15 protein-coding genes and 1 tRNA gene are annotated in these 15,330 nt (G+C 63.2%); 6 read left to right on the top strand and 10 right to left on the bottom strand.

Features of this window, described 5'->3' with window-relative positions; translation table 11 throughout:
• The first annotated feature begins 10 nt into the window (after window positions 1–10).
• Window positions 11–541 carry a hypothetical protein gene (locus AC1DSZ_RS04395; RefSeq protein WP_476837163.1) on the top strand — a complete coding sequence of 177 codons (531 nt, stop codon included), beginning with the start codon at window positions 11–13 and terminating at the stop codon, window positions 539–541.
• Window positions 542–1,094: 553 nt separating this feature from the next.
• Here AC1DSZ_RS04395 and AC1DSZ_RS04400 read toward each other — a convergent pair.
• The 7 genes from AC1DSZ_RS04400 to AC1DSZ_RS04430 all read right to left on the bottom strand — a co-directional run bounded on the left by AC1DSZ_RS04400 (window position 1,095) and on the right by AC1DSZ_RS04430 (window position 7,411).
• The gene (locus AC1DSZ_RS04400; RefSeq protein ID WP_476837164.1) at window positions 1,095–3,401 is read right to left on the bottom strand and encodes a VapE domain-containing protein; all 2,307 of its coding nucleotides are present in this window, start codon (window positions 3,399–3,401) and stop codon (window positions 1,095–1,097) included.
• Between the two features lie 68 nt (window positions 3,402–3,469).
• Complete coding sequence (locus AC1DSZ_RS04405; RefSeq protein ID WP_476837165.1) at window positions 3,470–3,715, bottom strand: hypothetical protein; 246 nt, start codon at window positions 3,713–3,715, stop codon at window positions 3,470–3,472.
• Window positions 3,716–4,107: 392 nt separating this feature from the next.
• Window positions 4,108–5,124, bottom strand: a complete 1,017-nt coding sequence (locus AC1DSZ_RS04410; protein WP_476837166.1) for a hypothetical protein — start codon at window positions 5,122–5,124, stop codon at window positions 4,108–4,110.
• Window positions 5,117–5,362, bottom strand: a complete 246-nt coding sequence (locus AC1DSZ_RS04415) for a helix-turn-helix transcriptional regulator (RefSeq protein ID WP_476837167.1) — start codon at window positions 5,360–5,362, stop codon at window positions 5,117–5,119. The genes AC1DSZ_RS04410 and AC1DSZ_RS04415 overlap by 8 nt, the downstream gene beginning before the upstream one ends.
• 102 nt (window positions 5,363–5,464) lie before the next feature.
• Entirely contained in the window at window positions 5,465–5,926 is a 462-nt protein-coding gene (locus tag AC1DSZ_RS04420) for a hypothetical protein (protein ID WP_476837168.1), read from the bottom strand.
• Window positions 5,926–7,185, bottom strand: coding sequence for a tyrosine-type recombinase/integrase (locus AC1DSZ_RS04425; protein ID WP_476837169.1), 1,260 nt, complete (start codon window positions 7,183–7,185; stop codon window positions 5,926–5,928). The genes AC1DSZ_RS04420 and AC1DSZ_RS04425 overlap by 1 nt, the downstream gene beginning before the upstream one ends.
• 136 nt (window positions 7,186–7,321) lie before the next feature.
• A tRNA-Ser gene (locus tag AC1DSZ_RS04430) sits at window positions 7,322–7,411 on the bottom strand.
• A 173-nt stretch (window positions 7,412–7,584) separates the two neighbouring features.
• Here AC1DSZ_RS04430 and AC1DSZ_RS04435 point away from each other — a divergent pair.
• From AC1DSZ_RS04435 to AC1DSZ_RS04445, 3 genes are all read left to right on the top strand, one after another.
• A complete protein-coding gene (locus AC1DSZ_RS04435; protein ID WP_476837170.1) occupies window positions 7,585–7,905 on the top strand; it encodes a PetM family of cytochrome b6f complex subunit 7 in 321 nt (106 codons plus the stop codon).
• Between the two features lie 84 nt (window positions 7,906–7,989).
• Window positions 7,990–8,646, top strand: a complete 657-nt coding sequence (gene msrA / locus AC1DSZ_RS04440; RefSeq protein ID WP_476837171.1) for a peptide-methionine (S)-S-oxide reductase MsrA — start codon at window positions 7,990–7,992, stop codon at window positions 8,644–8,646.
• Window positions 8,647–8,707: 61 nt separating this feature from the next.
• Entirely contained in the window at window positions 8,708–9,211 is a 504-nt protein-coding gene (locus AC1DSZ_RS04445) for a TIGR00645 family protein (RefSeq protein WP_476837172.1), read from the top strand.
• Between the two features lie 12 nt (window positions 9,212–9,223).
• Here AC1DSZ_RS04445 and mepA read toward each other — a convergent pair whose 3' ends face one another.
• Window positions 9,224–10,078, bottom strand: a complete 855-nt coding sequence (gene mepA / locus AC1DSZ_RS04450; RefSeq protein WP_476837173.1) for a penicillin-insensitive murein endopeptidase — start codon at window positions 10,076–10,078, stop codon at window positions 9,224–9,226.
• Between the two features lie 29 nt (window positions 10,079–10,107).
• Entirely contained in the window at window positions 10,108–11,889 is a 1,782-nt protein-coding gene (locus tag AC1DSZ_RS04455; protein WP_476837174.1) for a hypothetical protein, read from the bottom strand.
• A gap of 188 nt (window positions 11,890–12,077) precedes the next feature.
• Between AC1DSZ_RS04455 and AC1DSZ_RS04460 the strand changes: the two genes are divergently transcribed.
• Both AC1DSZ_RS04460 and AC1DSZ_RS04465 read left to right on the top strand, forming a co-directional pair.
• Window positions 12,078–12,584 (top strand): GtrA family protein, encoded by a 507-nt coding sequence (locus AC1DSZ_RS04460; protein WP_476837175.1) that lies wholly within the window; start codon window positions 12,078–12,080, stop codon window positions 12,582–12,584.
• A gap of 17 nt (window positions 12,585–12,601) precedes the next feature.
• Window positions 12,602–14,101, top strand: coding sequence for an NAD(P)/FAD-dependent oxidoreductase (locus tag AC1DSZ_RS04465; protein WP_476837176.1), 1,500 nt, complete (start codon window positions 12,602–12,604; stop codon window positions 14,099–14,101).
• A 6-nt stretch (window positions 14,102–14,107) separates the two neighbouring features.
• On the opposite strand, the gene hemW is transcribed toward AC1DSZ_RS04465, so the two are convergent.
• Window positions 14,108–15,271: a radical SAM family heme chaperone HemW gene (hemW, locus tag AC1DSZ_RS04470; RefSeq protein WP_476837177.1), complete on the bottom strand. Its 1,164-nt coding sequence runs from the start codon at window positions 15,269–15,271 to the stop codon at window positions 14,108–14,110.
• Window positions 15,272–15,330 lie beyond the last annotated feature (59 nt).

The following is a 15,330-nucleotide window of genomic DNA, read 5'->3' on the forward strand; positions in this document are numbered from 1 at the left end:
AAGGCATCTCATGATCGCGGTCGACTGGTTTGGTCCCTACAGCTCCATTGAAGCCGCACGAAAGGCGGCGCGGGCAGATTACGCGGAAGCGCTGTATGTATGCCTGGGCAAAACATCTGGCAAACAGCCACGCTCCGCAATGCAGTATGTGGGGATCGGGCAAGACGTTCAACATCGTTTGACTGAACGACATCACGCGCTAAGCAAGGTGAAACAGATATCTGCGATCTGGCTTGGAGAAATAGCGACCGCAGAGCCATCCGGGCGACGACTGAAAGTGACCCAGGCAACGTTGGATTATTCTGAATGGATGCATTCGAACTTCTTGGATCTTCCGCTTAATCAGCGCAAGAGGCGGTACCCTGATCGCAGTGTCACGGTCTTAAACCGATGGTGGAAAACCGACTACGAAACGATCCGCCGCAACAGGCCGCATCCTGATTGGCCGGACCTGATTGACTACCCGGGCCCAGACCTCCCTGCGCGCTTGGTCTGGTTCGGGGGGAGACAGAGGCTGATCCCTGCCATTTCAGACGACTAGCCGCGAGCCCGCAGCGAGGAGCCTTTCCGCGTTCGGAACCTGATCAAGCCTAGGTTGATTGAATTTGCATTGGCCAAGTCGGCGGCACCAGAGCAGTTCGCCCAGTCAACCGGAGGTTGATCGAGCTTAACGGCAGCTGCGTTCGTGGGTTTGGTCAACGCGCGGTTGACTGCGGCTCAGCGCATTCTGGAATGATTGGCTTCGGGTCCCATCTGGCAATTCCGAGTGACGCGGGTGCGCGGAGCACCCGGCATTCGGGAGTTTTCCGAACAAAATCCGGTTTGATCTTGTGGAACATTCAACCTGTACGCACCTGTACACCCCACCTGTACGCCCCTAAGTCTTTGATTTGTTTGTTTAAGTGACAGGGTGTACAGGGTGTACAGCTATCTAAAAACACCGTCATTCCGAGAAGCGGAGAGCGTAAGCTCCCACTGGCAACAGAGCGCGCAACACGGGGCAGTGTTGGAAACACCTGTTCACCTGTACACCCTGTGACTTACACCGGGAAATCAATGACTTACCGCGTACGGGGTGTACAGGGTGTACAGCCTCAATCGGCGAAAAGCTTCGGTTCTACGCGCAGATAGACTCTCTGGCGTCCGTATGGAGGTATGCTTTCGGCAACAGTAAGTGGTTTCCAACCTGGCACTCGCCGCATTGCGCGTCCAATTATCTGCGCATGGTGCGGGCCATAACTGCCCTTGTCATGCCTCAGGCATTCCGTCCAAATCTGAACGCAGCATGTTCGATCCAGCGGCTTAGGATCTTCGTCTTCAAAACTGCCGTGAGGACGATCAAGCCAAGCTGCAATTTGTCCCGTCAAGGCATCTTCCGCCGTCTCGATCCGGCGACTCTCTTGTAGCCTCTCGGCTTCCTTCCGCGCATCGGGATCAGTGATGAACAGCGGCAGTTGGCCCCTTGGTTGGGCCTTCCGCATCTCGTGGTAGAGGTACACGGCTTCCGCCCAAATTTGATCAACCTGCGATCTCAGCCGATCCGTGTTGATCTCATCTACGTTGCACATCACCGGCCAGAAACGCCGCCCGCCCGTGGCATCGCGCAGGTATTCTGACTCATTGGTCGAGCCCATGAAAATGCACTGCCGCGGGAAGGCTTTCGCCCTTCTATCGTAGGCCAATCGATCCTTGTCTGTTTTACCTGAAACAAAGCCCTTGATCTCCTGAACCTCGGCTCTGCTGAAGCCCTGAAGCTCAGGGATTTCCAGAATCCACGCTCCCTGCATTTTTTCGATCATGCGCTTTCGATCGCTGAAGTCGCCCTGCAACTCTGCGAACCAATGACGCGCCAGAATTTCGATGAACGTGGATTTGCGCTTACCCTGGAGGCCTTCAAGGATTGGGACGAAGTCGAACTTGTGGCCCGGCTCGAAGATTCTGACGACCGCGCCCAACAGCGTGTTCCGAGCGACGTGTCGACTATATGGGCTGTCGGCAGCTCCTAGGTAGTCGATGAACAGCCTCTCGGCCCGTGGCGTCCCGTCCCAGGTCGTCGCTTGCAGGTAGTCCCGAACGGGATGGAAGGCGTTTTGTCGGGCGGCAAGGTTCACGCCTCCGCGCAAATCTCTGTCGCTAACCTTGAGCCCATAACCGGGCTTACCTTTGCCGAACGGAGCCTCTAGAAGCGCGCGGATAGCTTCGTCGTGATGGTCCTGCCAAAGGTCTCCGTTGATTTCGTCGCGGATCTTGAACCGCGGCACAACGGCGAGATTGCAGCGCAAGGGCTGACGGCTGACCACCTCGCCGGTGAACTGGTTCAGCTGCATGGACGCGGAAAGGCGATGATCATTTTGGAGGATCGTCGCAACGTTCGTGAGCGTTGGCTTGATCCCTCCCCTTGCATCGAGCTCAAGCGTTCGCCGCCATTGGCCGTCATCCTCACGGGCTTCTAGGTCGTCCAAATCTTCAAATGCGATCTCGGCGGCGCGGTGCGCTCGGGCTTCGGCTTCCAGCGTTCGCATGGTCACAGGCTGGCTCGCAGCCTGTTTGCCGAACGACTTCCAGACGCGTCGCTGATCCTTTTTGTCGAACTTGTCGGGGGACTGCGCAGCGAATCGGCACCACGCGTCAAAGCCTGCGTCCGAGCCGCCTGTCTCGTGGTGGAGCGCCATGCCGACCGTCAGCCAACCGTCGCGATCGTCACACCAATCGGCTAGTTGCAACGCGTCCAGCGTGGCTCTGATTTCAGCGATGGAGCGGCCGAGCGGCTCCCCGCCGCTTTTGTTGGTTCGGTCGCCGCTTACGAGCTCCCCCAGCAAACCAGCAGCAAGGAAGGGCGCAACTCCAAGCTCTATCTCGTCAAGGTCAAAGCGCCTCTCCCATCGGTACGGGAGTCCCGTGTCGGGATGGATCGAGGGCGGAAGCGCAACTTGTTTGCCGGTTCCGAAAAGCTCGATCTCCCATGTCCAGGAGCCACTATCGGGCATCTTCTCGCTGCTGCGCGCCAGCTTCTTGGACGGGAACGGGTAGTCGGTCAGGATATAGTAGTGGCGGCTCTCGCCGCCTGATCCGGACACGACCGACGCAACGATACGTGCTGAAAGGTCCGGCAGCAGATTGTGCAATGCCTCGCGCGCTTCCTCAGATGCCTCCGGATCGCGAATGTCCAAGTCTATGGCGTGAAGGTAGCCGCCTCCCACCTTGGACCACTTCCCGAGCCGCACGCCGACGTTGCAACCGTCAGAGTAGGTTTGCTGCAGCATCTCCCATGACGCAACCGGCTTCGTAGACCAGTCGTCGCCCACAGGCCGCTTGGATCTTGGGTGAAGCCAATGGAGCGCGAGTCCACGTCGGCGTAGCGAGCCCGCTTGCTTCAGCGCGGCCTGTGATGTACTGTTCATTTGCTTGCTTTACATCTTCGTTGCCGCGAAGGCCCCGGCTCTCTCGTCAAGAGCCGGGGTTTTGCTTTTCAATGTCGTTCCATGATTAGTATGTCGCCGTCAGAGCGCATGAGCTCGAAACGATAACGACGGCCCTCAAGCTTCCACGATGAAGCAGCTTCAAGGGCCACGGTCAGGCCTTCCCGCTTGGCGATGTCAGAACGAACGCGAGCCTCCCGGCTGGCAGTGAACCGGGCCACCTTCATCGGTACGCCGCGCGCCGCCATGTCGATGACGCGCCGATCACGCCATTTGGACCAACGAGGGGTCAGCATGGTTCACCGCCCGCCAACTTCATGGATACGATCGAACCTGCCGCTCGCCTGGAGGGCTCGTTCAGCACGGGAGAAGTCACTAGTGCTCTCGCCGCCGGCCGAGGTGCCCTTCTCCTCGGGAAGGCTGGCCAAGAAGGACTGTGCTTCCAACTGGCCCATCTCAGTGCTGACGATCGCGGCGAGCGCTGCCCTGGGGCGTACCTTGGCGGCCGGCGAGTCGATGATACCTTGGCAACGTTTGCGGTAGTCCTGTCGACCCTGCTCGACTCCCTCCTTGTGGCCCTTGTCGTAATCGCTTGCGCCTTGGCGAACTCGTCGCGCATCACGGTCATGTTCACTCTCCATGTTGGGTGAAGGAAAGGCGCGGCAGCACGCGGCGCCTTGATCTCGGGTCAGCCGAGAACGTCTTCAGCGACTTCGGAAATCTCGCGTTCGAACGCTTCCAAAGCCTCCGCATAGCCGGGGAACTCGCGCCGCGGGATCGTCCGCAGCCAAGCCGGCCGGTAGGGCGCATCGCTGTCTATGGAGCCGAGAACGGACAGCAAGCGTTCGCCCTCGCGCAGGCGCGACGAACTGATGTGCGGCTCGGCCATTTGCTGAAATGCGAGGTATTTGGCAATCAGGGGCGCTAGTCCCTCAAAGAAGGCCGCTACCCGTTTCTCCAAGTCGGGAACATGCGCGAATGCCAATTGCGCCTTGGCGAAGCTGTGGCGTTTCTCGGCCCCGCCCACCTGCTCGTCCGTCTCTCGGGAGTCGTGCGCTAGGCTCTTTCGAGCGTCGGCCGCGAGCCTTGCGCTAGCGCGACGCTTTTCGACGTTCTCCGCTAGCGCCTTGAGTTCGGCTTGGCCGGGAGCAGCATTGAACGGCGCTCCAGAACGCAAGGCCTCAACCTGGCGGGTGTGCAAGTCGGAAGTCAGCCGGTCGAGATCGGCCGTCGCCCGGTCAAACTCGGCTGCGGTTGCCTCAAGGCCTTCCGCGCGGGCTCTGAGCGTGTCCCTGATCCCTTGCAGCGCCTTCAGAGCGCGCACCGTGATGGAGACCCGCTCGCGGGCCTCCTCGATCGAAAGTGGTCGCGTCCTGGACACTGCGGGCGGCAAGGGAGCGGGCGGGGGCGGTTCGGTGGCTCTGACGCGCTGGACGTTCGGAAGCAGTGTCCGGCCGTCTTGGGTGAGTAGATGGCGAGAGCTTGGATCGGCCGGGTTTCGGACGATCAACAGCGATGCGCCAGTTGCTAGAAGTTCGTCTCGCAGTTTTGACGAGCTACGCGTTCCGGGTATTCCGTTATGGCTCAGCTTCGACGCGGGATTATCTACGGGATACTGGCCATCCATTGTCGCGGTATTGACAACGTTGCCGTTGGCGATTTCGCGCTTGCCGAGAGCCATCACCGCTTCAAAGTGCTCAGTCATTGCCGCGCCCTCCAGTGGAGGGGGTGAGCCGGTCGGCAATTACGGCGTCCAGCCAAGGCTTCGGAATGCCACTGGCACGCTTCCCAAGCTTCGCGATGGGCGGGAGACGACCTTGATTGATCATCCGATACACGGCCGAAGTCGAAACACCGATGTACTCGGCGGCAGTCTCAGGCCTCATGAGAGGGCCCGTAGCAGGGATACCTTCCCAAGGAGCCTTTTTCAGCAGGACGCTCATTGGCGATCTCCTCTAAAACAACGCTCCCTTCTGAAGCGTTGTGCGAGGAAACCTTGATTGCTATGCGCTCGCAATCATCGAGAAATGCAGGCTTGCACGAAATCAGCCATCCAGATTTTCGATCACTAGTGAATTGTTATAGCGTCTCTCGATTGAGTCGAGCCTCTCTTTCAGCTTCTTCATCCCTAACTCGCTGTCTTCAAATCCCCATCTATCAGTTTTTCCCGGCAACCTCGCATACCTATACGTTGTTAATCTAGGATTCGCGTCATGCGCTTCGCTCCGGTAGTCGGCCCATATTTCGTCATCCAGCTTAGGGGCGCTCTCTATCGCAGATCGTTTTCCTTTCACTGCAAAAACCACAATTTCAGTTACAATCTTCGTTTTAATTCCATTTTCAGATAGTATTTTAGCGCAAGTCATTATGTCTCGCACAAATGCAGAAACGCTTAGGCTGCTTTCTTGATCAGATAATTGGTATAGCTTTGCGACTTCGACAGCGACGGAGCGGCCATATTCCATGCGGAAATGTTCGAGTTTTTGCTCTCTCTTATAGTGAACCATCACCTTGTGCTCACGTTCTGGATATCTACTTTTCCGCTCGTTTCGACTTCGCTAAGAAAATTCGCCCAATGAACCATCATGCGCCTGCGCTCGGGTAGGTGTTGAGCGGAGTTGTAGGCACCACGGATCTTGTTGCGCTCGTCATGCGCTAGCTGGCGTTCTATCCAATCGGGTGGGAAGCCCATTTCGTTCAGCACGGTCGACGCCAAGCCTCGAAATCCATGAACCGTGGCGCGGCCGTGGTAGCCCATGCGGTAGAGCCCGAAGAGCATGGTATTGTTGCTCATGAACCGTTCAGCGCCCTTAGACGGGAACACGAATGGACTCTCGCCGGCCAAGGCCTTGAGCTCGCGCAGGACGCCCACCGCTTGAGGTGCAAGCGGCACGAGGTGTTCCGTTTTCATCTTCATGCGCTCGGCGGGGATGCGCCACAAAGGAGCCTTGCCGTCCAGGTGCTCGAACTCGGACCATCGCGCCGCGCGAAGCTCCGTCGTCCGTACGAAGGTCAGGACAGCCATTCGAAGAGCCAAAGCGGTTTGCTGTTCGCCATCGTAAGAGGCCAGCTGGCGCAGGAACCCCGGCAGGTCAGCTTGCGACATTGCGCGGTGGTGGACTTGCCGAGGCCGAGCCTTGAGCGCTCCTCGCAAGTCGGCCGATGGGTCACGCGTTCCGCGACCCGTGACAATAGCGTATCGGAAGATTTGGCCACATACAGCAAGCGTGCGACGAGCAATCTCCTGCGCGCCTCGTGCCTCGATTTTGCGGATGGCCTCCAGAAGCTCTGGCGGTTCGATTTCCGCAATCGGTCGCTTGCCGAGCAAGGGAAAGATGTCGCCCTTTAGGCGCGTCAGAACGTGGTCCGCATACCCCTCGGCCCAAGCGGGCTTTTGCTGCTCGTGCCACTCGCAGGCTATCGCTTCGAAGCCGTGTTCGGTCTTAGCACGCTTCGCCTCCTTCGCCTCCACTTTCGCCTTGGACGGATCGACGCCAACGGCAATAAGCTCCTTGGCTTCATCGCGGCGTCGACGCGCCAGCGCTAGCGACACCTCCGGAAAGCGCCCAACCGCAAGGGTCTTCTGTTTTCTGTCCAGCCGGTATGCGAAGCGCCAGAGCTTTCCGCCTGTAGGCTGGACCAAAAGGAAAAGCCCGCCTCCGTCGCTCACTTTCAGCGGCTTCGGACCGGGCTTTAGGTTTCGGCAAGCGATGTCTGTGAGCGGCATGTTGGTATTTCGAGGCTCGCGGTTGGTCAGTGCGAGCAATCCTACCAACGGATTTGAGCGCTGTCTTGCCTCGGCATGCGACGCAAGAAGGCGCTTTACGTGACCCGGAGGGCTACAAAACTCAACGATGTGAGTACGTTAAGCCCTGTTTTGCAACGTACTGCGACAGGGTCAGTGGCGGAGGGAGCGGGATTCGAACCCGCGATACGGTTTCCCGTATACACACTTTCCAGGCGTGCGCCTTCAACCACTCGGCCACCCCTCCGTGCGCATCGCTGCGCAGGGGAGGCTCGTAGATCATCGTGGGCCCGGATGCAAGGCGCTTGGGCCGGCGAGGGGAACCCGGGGGGCCCTGTCCCGGGTTGCATCGGGGGCCGGCGGCTTGTAGCCCTTCGGAGTAGCCCATTCGCGGCGGCCGGGCTGGCGAGGAGCCTTCGCATGATTCGCTTTCTGATCCGCGTGCTCGGATACCTTGCGCTGGCCGGAGCCTTCGTGAGCGCCGCCGTGGACGGAACGCGCTCCATCGCGTCCTCGGCGCTGACGCTGACCTCCATCGGGGCCGCGCTGGACCGCTTCGCGCCGGCAGCGCAGGGCTGGCTGCAAGGCCTGCTGGGTCGGGTTCAGCCCGCCTTGTGGGACAATGGCGGCGCGATGCTGATGCGGGCGCCTCTCACCCTCGCGTTGTTGTGCGTCGGGCTGCTGTTTGTCTGGCTGGCGCTGGAGCCCGAGCAGCCGATCGGCTACGACGCGCGCGCCTGATCTGACGTTTTCGCGACCGCCCTCGCGTTTTCGGGGGCGGAACCCCACATTGGGGGCTGATCGCAATCGGAGCGAGGTTCCCCCATGTTCGCATTCCGCAAGAAGACGGCCCTGCCCACCGCCGCCGAGGCGCTGCCCGGGCGGGCGACGCCGCTGCGCACCGCGGAGACCCATTTCGTCAACGGGAACCCGCTGAAAGGCCCTTATCCGGCCGGTTTCGAAACCGCGATCTTCGCGCTGGGCTGCTTCTGGGGCGCGGAGCGCAAGTTCTGGCAGTTGCCCGGCGTCTGGGTGACGGCGGTCGGCTATGTGGGCGGCGTCACCCCAAACCCGACCTATGAGGAAACCTGCACGGGAATGACCGGCCATACCGAGGCGGTGCTGGTGGTTTACGACCCGGCCGTGATCAGCTTCGAAACGCTGCTGCAGACGTTCTGGGAAAGCCACGACCCGACGCAGGGCATGCGGCAGGGCAACGACGTGGGCACGCAGTACCGCTCCGGCGTGTACCCGACCACCCCCGCGCAGCAAGCCGCCGCGGAGGCCTCCAAGCTTGCCTATGGGCGCGTGCTGTCGCAGAACGGCTGTGGGCCGATCACGAGCGAGATCGTGGATGGCGGCCCGTTCTATTTCGCCGAGGACTATCACCAGCAATATCTGGCGAAGAACCCGATGGGCTATTGCGGCCTGGGCGGAACGGGCGTCGCGTGCCCGATCGGCACGGGCGTGACGGCGGCCTGAGCGACGGCGGATTTCACACGGCGGGCGCGTTTGGCGCTCGCCGCCAATCGAGGGGGCGGGGTTGGTCGAGCGGCTTTTGGAGCGTTTCCTGTTTGCGAGCCGGTGGATGCTCGCGCCCTTCTATGTCGCGCTGGTGTTCAGCCTCGCGGCGTTGCTGGTCAAGACGCTCCAGGAAATCTGGCACTTCGTGCTGCACATCCCGTCGTCCTCCGAGTCGGACGTCATCCTGGGCGTCCTGGCGCTGATCGACCTCACCTTCACGGGCTCGCTGATCGTTATCGTGATCTTTTCGGGCTACGAGAACTTCGTGTCCAAGATCGACGCCTCCGCGCATGCGGACTGGCCGGACTGGATGAGCAAGATCGACTTCACGGGGCTCAAGCTGAAGCTCCTGTCGTCGATCGTCGCCATCTCGGCAATCCAGCTGCTCAAGGCCTTCATGAACGTCAAGAACATCAGCGATCGCGAGCTGATGTGGTACGTGATCATTCACCTCGTCTTCGTCGGCTCGGGTATCGTCCTGGCCTTGACGGACAAGATCGCGGGCGACTCCAAGGGGCATTGACCCCCGCCGGGGTCAAGGCGCGTTCAGCACCGCCCGGCAGGCGTTCGGCAGCGCCGACATCTCCATCGGCGGCTTGGGCTTGCCGCCCGGGCGCGGGTGCAGCACGGCGTCCGAGAACCAGTAGTCAAGCTCCTTGCCGCAGCCCTCGCCCGCCGGAACGGGATCCTGCGACTGGCAGTCCGCCTCCCCGGCCGGGCACGCCATGCGGATGTGCATGTGCCAGTTGTGGCCGTACATGGGCCGGACCCGCTGGAGCCAGCTGCGGTCGCCGGTCGCTTCCCGGCACAGCGCCTTCTTGATCGCCGCATTCACGAAGATGCGCTCCACCTGAGGCTTCTGCGCTGCGGCCTTGATCAGGGCGTGCTGGCCCTTGGTCCAGTTCTGCGACACGTCGAGCTTGTCGTCGCGCACCATGTCGGACGCCGCCAGGTCCTCGCGCTCCTTGGCGCTCAGCACGCGCCCCGGCATGGGCGTCAGCCAGACGTCGGCGTCGAGGCCGATCTGGTGCGAGGCGTGGCCGGTCTTCATCGGCCCGCCGCGCGGTTGGGCGATGTCGCCGACGAGGATGCCCGGCCAGCCGTTGATGCGCGGGACCTCGCGGGCGAACTTCTCCAGGAAGCTGATCAGCGCCGGGTGACCCCAGGCGCGGTTGCGCGACAGGCGCATCACCTGCCAGGCCGGGCCGTCCACCGGCAGCGCCTCGGCCCCGGCGAGGCACCCTTTGGCGTAGAAGCCGATCACCCGGGAGGGCAAGTCCGCCGGGCGGGTCACCGCGCCGAAGAGCTCCTTGGCGGGCGGCTCGGCGTGGGCGGGGAATGAGAGGGGCAGCAGGGAAACGCTTGCGGCGATCAGAACGAGCAGGCGCATGGGTTCGCTCCAAAGGCCTGTTTGGCCGTTCAGGGCGCGGCTACCCGGAAGACGCGGACCACGCCGCGCGTTTCGAGAGGCTGCAGCCCGTCAACCGCTTCGCCGCGTACGAGTCGGCTGTGCAGTCCATTCGGGGCCATGCTGGCATAGAGCGAATTCTGAGGCGAGCTTGAGCAGAGCGCAAAGAAACGAACGCCGCGCACCCGAAGCAGCGACACCGCCTCCTGCGGAGGCGCCGCCAGGATTCGGTGTCCATCCAGAATGCCGGTCGACTGGCGGTGATAGGGCGCCGACAGCACGGCATGGGGCGTCGCCGCCAGGATGAACGGACCCATGTCGAGCGTGCTCAGAACCAGGCTGGCCGGCTCACGGGCGAGTTCGGCGTATTCACGCAAGTCCATGCAGGCGCGGGAGCGTTCCTCGCTTTCGGCTAGGGCCGCTTTAGCAGGCGCCGCCGGCAGGACCAAAATGGCCAAGAGTACGGCGGTGAAATTGTTGGTGGCCAACAAAGCCGCCGCGACCACCAACGTGGCGGAACGGCCAGTGTCGGCAGCCATCCGACATAGCAACGCGATGGCGGCGCTGATGAGCGGTATCGCGAACATGTTGGCGTAGAACAGGGTCCGGATCTGAAAGCAGCCGATTGCGAACGAGGCCGCAAACGACGCGACATAAGCCCAGAACGCCGGGCTGCGCCGCAGTTCCGGCCGCCGAAGCAGAAGCGGGATGGAGATCAAAGCGAGCACAGGCCCGGAGAGCATGGCCGTCAACGACGGCAGGTGTGATCCAAGCGCTTTCCAGACGCTTTTCATTTCTTCGACATGGTCCAGCCAAATCGGCCACAAGCGCGGGTCTACCTGGCCAAACGGCCCACGAAGGCAGGCCGGCTCGATCCAGCCGAAGGCGGTCACCGAAACGGCGGCGACGCCGACCATCCACGGCCAGCGATGGCGCCGGTCGACAGACGCCGCGAGCGCAAGACCGCCGCCGCCCAAGACGGCGAGAGCGGCATAATTGGCTGAAAGCGAGTCGCACACGCCGACCTGCCAGAATGCCGGCGGCACGGTTGCGAGCATCAGACCAACGCAGCCGACCGCAAGAGTGGTCCCGAACGCCCTCACCCAAGCGCGCGATTGCGGCTCCATCAGACAGCGATACACCGCCGCCAGACTCGCACTGGCCAGCAGCAGGATCGTTTCCAGCCCCACGGCCAGCATCAGGGCGCACCCGAGCCCCGCGACGGCGCCGGCCTTGCGTGACGGGCCAAAAACGGCCGAGAACATGGCCAGTGACAGGACGACCTGAACATTGTGGTGATCGATCCGTCCGGGGTCGAACTGCCAAAGCACCGACAACCCAAAGGCCAGCAGCAACACGGCAGGCGCGCTCGCAAGTACGCCGCCGATCCGCACCGCGACGGACCAGACGGCCGCCACCGCGCCAAGCAGGACGATCAAGGGCCAGACCGTCATCGCCAGACGCTCGGCCGACGCCACATCCGTGAAACGCTCGAACAGCAGGATTAGCAACGCGATCGGCGCGTCGATGAGGCGCGACCAATGCATCGGAACCGGGAAGGCGGGATCCAGCCTGTGCTGGACGAGATCGAACCATCCCTGGCCGTTGAGGAGATCCCGGACCTGGGTCAGACGGCTCGCATCGTCAGTGTCGTTGAAGCGGATGCCGACATGGTCCACCGAGCCGAAGCGCATCGCCACGGCGAGCGCCCAGCCAAACAAAACCATCACGGCCTTGTTCCCAAGCACGCTTTCCAATGACCGCTGAGGAGCGGCATGGCTGAGGTCGGTCATTGGAATGTCCTGCGGAAAACTCCTCTACGTCTACCAGGTCTGAATTTCATCTCCGTTAAGCGCATGCGCTTGCACAATCAAAGTGACGCAGGAACGCGCGCGTCCGTTTACCGAAAATTCCAAGCTTGCGATCTAGAACGGTCGGCAATGGGTCCTTGGACCACTGCCGGGCCAAGAAGGGCGTCTGCATGCAGGAAGCAACAGCACTGGCGCGTACTTCCATCGCACTTGGCGCCGCGAAGCCGCGCGAGACGCTCGCCAGCCGGTTTATCGGGCCGCGCCTGAGCGCCATTCTGGCTCATCCGATCCCGCAGGCTTTCGCCAGATTCCTGAGCGTCGGCGTGGTCGGCCTCGCGGTCGACGCTTCGATCTTTTCGGTGCTGGACCATTCGCACGTGGCCCCCGAGCTATCCCGCGCGCTGTCGCTGCTGGTCGCCACGACCGTGACCTGGCGCCTCAACCGCAGCGTCACGTTCGCGGCGAGCGGGCGTCGGCAGATCGCCGAGGCGATGCGCTACGCCACCGTGGCGCTGCTGGCCCAGGGCTTCAGCTATGCGGTGTTCCTCTCGATCGTCTACTCGGCCCCGACGCTGCCGCGGCTGTTCGCCCTGCTGGCCGGCGCCGGGCTCGCGGCCTTCGCGGGCTTCGCCGGCCACCGCTTTTTTGCATTCAGGCCCGTTGGGGCGCGTTCGTGAGTTCCGAGGTTTTCCCCATGCCGCAGCACAGCGAAGTCCTGATCGTGGGCGCCGGCCCGGCCGGCCTCACGGCCTCCTACCTCCTCACCAAGGAGGGCCGTAGCGTCACCGTGCTGGAGCGCGATCCCACCATGGTGGGCGGCATCAGCCGGACGGTGAACTACAAGGGCTTCCTGTTCGACATCGGCGGCCACCGCTTCTTCTCCAAGGCGAAGGAAGTGGTCGATCTCTGGAAGGAGATCCTGCCGGACGACTTCATCGAGCGGCCGCGCATTTCGCGCATCTACTACAAGGGCAAGCTCTATTCCTATCCGCTGAAGGCCTTCGAGGCCTTGTGGAACCTCGGCGTGTTCCAGAGCGCGCTGTGCATGGCGAGCTACGGGCTGGCCAAGCTGCGGCCGATCGAGAACCCGCGCACGTTCCACCAGTGGGTGCGCAACGCCTTTGGCGAGCGGCTGTTCTCGATCTTCTTCAAGACCTACACCGAGAAGGTGTGGGGCATGTCCTGCGACGAGATCTCGGCCGACTGGGCGGCCCAGCGCATCAAGGGCCTGAGCCTCGGCTCGGCGGTCATGAACGCGCTCACTCGCACGTTCCGGGGCAAGCCGAAGCAAAAGGACGGCGAGGTCATCAAGACGCTGATCGAGTCCTTCCAGTATCCCCGCAAGGGTCCCGGCATGATGTGGGACGCGGCGGCGCGCAAGACGCGCGAGCAGGGCGGCGAGATCCTGATGGATCGCTCACTCGCCTCCATGGAGTGGGACGAGGGCGCCCGGCGCTGGACCGTCACGGCCAAGCGCGGCGACGGCTCGGTTGAAACCTTCACGGCCGACCACGTGATCTCGTCTGCGCCCATCACCGAACTCACCAACGCGATCAAGCCGACGCCGATCTCGCTGTTCAGCGCGCGGGCGCTGCGCTACCGGGACTTCCTCACCGTGGCGCTGATCACGACGCGCCAGGACCTGTTCCCGGACAACTGGATCTACATCCACGACCCGTCCGTGAAGGTCGGCCGCATCCAGAACTTCCGCTCCTGGTCGCCCGAGATGGTGCCCGACCCGAACCTCGCCTGCCTCGGCCTCGAATATTTCTGTTTCGAGGGCGACGGCGTGTGGTCGGCGCCGGACGAGGATCTGATCGCGCTCGCCAAGGCCGAGATCGCCAAGATCGGGCTGGTGCGCGAGGACGAGGTGGTGGACGCCTGCGTGGTGCGGCAGGCCAAGGCCTATCCGGTCTATGACGACGACTACAAGGAGCATGTCGGCCTGGTGCGGCTCGATCTCGAGACCCGCTTCCCGACGCTGCACCTCGTGGGCCGCAACGGCATGCACAAGTACAACAACCAGGACCACGCGATGATGACCGCCATGCTGACGGTCCGCAACATCCTGGCCGGCGAGCGCCTCTACGACATCTGGGACGTCAACGAGGACGCCGAGTACCACGAGTCCGGCGAGTCCGGCGCGCAGCAGGCGCTGGCCTCCGAGCGGCTGGTGCCCCGCAAGGTCGCCTAAGCCGCCTCAGGCGGCTAGGTCCGCCACAATGGCGTCGAGCACCGGGAAGCCCTCCGGGGTGACCCGGATGCGGCCCTCGGCCGTCCGCTCCACGAGGTTGTCGCGGGCGAGGTCCTCGACGCGGCGCGGGTCCAGCCCGCGCCCGGCGAGCGCCGCGTAGCGCGCCGGATCGACGCCTTCCACGAGCCGCAGGCCCATCAGCAGGAACTCGTCGCCCTGGGCCTCGGCCGACAGCCGCTCCACCTCGGTGACGCCGTGGCCCTCGCTCTCCACGCGGGCGAGCCAGGATTCCGGCACGAGCTCGGTGGACAGCGCCAGCCGGCCGGTGGCCGTGCTCAGGCGGCCATGCGCGCCGGGGCCGACGCCCGCATATTCGCCGTAGCGCCAATAGACGAGGTTGTGGCGGCATTCCGCGCCCGGGCGGGCGTGGTTGGAAATCTCGTAGGCCGGCAGGCCATGCTGTTCGCACACCTCGCGGGTGGTCTCGTAGAGCGCGCGGGCCGCGTCGGCGTCCGGAACCACGAGCTTGCCGGCGTCACGCAGGCGCTCGAACATCGTGCCAGGCTCGATGGTGAGCTGGTACAGCGACAGGTGCTCGGCGGCGCGGCCGATGGCCTCCTTCAGCTCGGCCGCCCAGGCGGCCGGCGTCTGGTCCGGGCGGGCGTAGATGAGGTCGAACGAATAGCGGTCGAACACGCTCGCGGCGACGTCCACGGCCGCCATGGCCTCCTCGGCCGAATGGAGCCGGCCGAGCGCCACGAGGTCGCGGTTGTTCATGGCCTGCACGCCGAGCGACACGCGGTTCACGCCGGCGGCCCGGTAGCCTCGGAGGCGCGTCGCCTCGACGCTGGTGGGGTTGGCCTCCAGCGTCACCTCGACGTCCGGCGCGACGGCCCAGTTGGCCGCGACCGAGTCCAGGATCGCCCCCACGGTGGCGGGCTGCATGAGAGAAGGCGTGCCGCCGCCCAGGAAGATCGTCGAGACCGTGCGGCCCGGCGCCAGCGCGGCCTGATGGGCGATCTCCCGCGCGAAGGCCGCGACATAGCGCGCCTCGTCCACGGGTGCGTGGCGAACGTGGCTGTTGAAGTCGCAATACGGGCATTTCGACGCGCAGAACGGCCAGTGAATATACACTCCGAAGCCGGCGTCGAAAGGAAGCTGAGCGGTCATCGGGCTGATGTGCGGCTTTGCGGTCGCGAAGGCAAGCGGGATGGCGAAACCGGCAGCCC

The sequence above is a fragment of the Alsobacter sp. P4_H11 genome (assembly GCF_056400925.1).

Bases quoted from the DNA above. Each gene is read 5' to 3' on its own strand.
- AC1DSZ_RS04455 (WP_476837174.1), bottom strand. From the start codon at position 11,889: ATGACCGACCTCAGCCATGCCGCTCCTCAGCGGTCATTGGAAAGCGTG.
- AC1DSZ_RS04405 (WP_476837165.1), bottom strand. From the start codon at position 3,715: ATGCTGACCCCTCGTTGGTCCAAATGGCGTGATCGGCGCGTCATCGAC.
- AC1DSZ_RS04465 (WP_476837176.1), top strand. From the start codon at position 12,602: ATGCCGCAGCACAGCGAAGTCCTGATCGTGGGCGCCGGCCCGGCCGGC.
- AC1DSZ_RS04420 (WP_476837168.1), bottom strand. From the start codon at position 5,926: ATGGTTCACTATAAGAGAGAGCAAAAACTCGAACATTTCCGCATGGAA.
- hemW (WP_476837177.1), bottom strand. From the start codon at position 15,271: ATGACCGCTCAGCTTCCTTTCGACGCCGGCTTCGGAGTGTATATTCAC.
- AC1DSZ_RS04435 (WP_476837170.1), top strand. From the start codon at position 7,585: ATGATTCGCTTTCTGATCCGCGTGCTCGGATACCTTGCGCTGGCCGGA.
- mepA (WP_476837173.1), bottom strand. From the start codon at position 10,078: ATGCGCCTGCTCGTTCTGATCGCCGCAAGCGTTTCCCTGCTGCCCCTC.
- AC1DSZ_RS04460 (WP_476837175.1), top strand. From the start codon at position 12,078: ATGCAGGAAGCAACAGCACTGGCGCGTACTTCCATCGCACTTGGCGCC.
- AC1DSZ_RS04415 (WP_476837167.1), bottom strand. From the start codon at position 5,362: ATGAGCGTCCTGCTGAAAAAGGCTCCTTGGGAAGGTATCCCTGCTACG.
- AC1DSZ_RS04410 (WP_476837166.1), bottom strand. From the start codon at position 5,124: ATGACTGAGCACTTTGAAGCGGTGATGGCTCTCGGCAAGCGCGAAATC.
- AC1DSZ_RS04400 (WP_476837164.1), bottom strand. From the start codon at position 3,401: ATGAACAGTACATCACAGGCCGCGCTGAAGCAAGCGGGCTCGCTACGC.
- msrA (WP_476837171.1), top strand. From the start codon at position 7,990: ATGTTCGCATTCCGCAAGAAGACGGCCCTGCCCACCGCCGCCGAGGCG.
- AC1DSZ_RS04395 (WP_476837163.1), top strand. From the start codon at position 11: ATGATCGCGGTCGACTGGTTTGGTCCCTACAGCTCCATTGAAGCCGCA.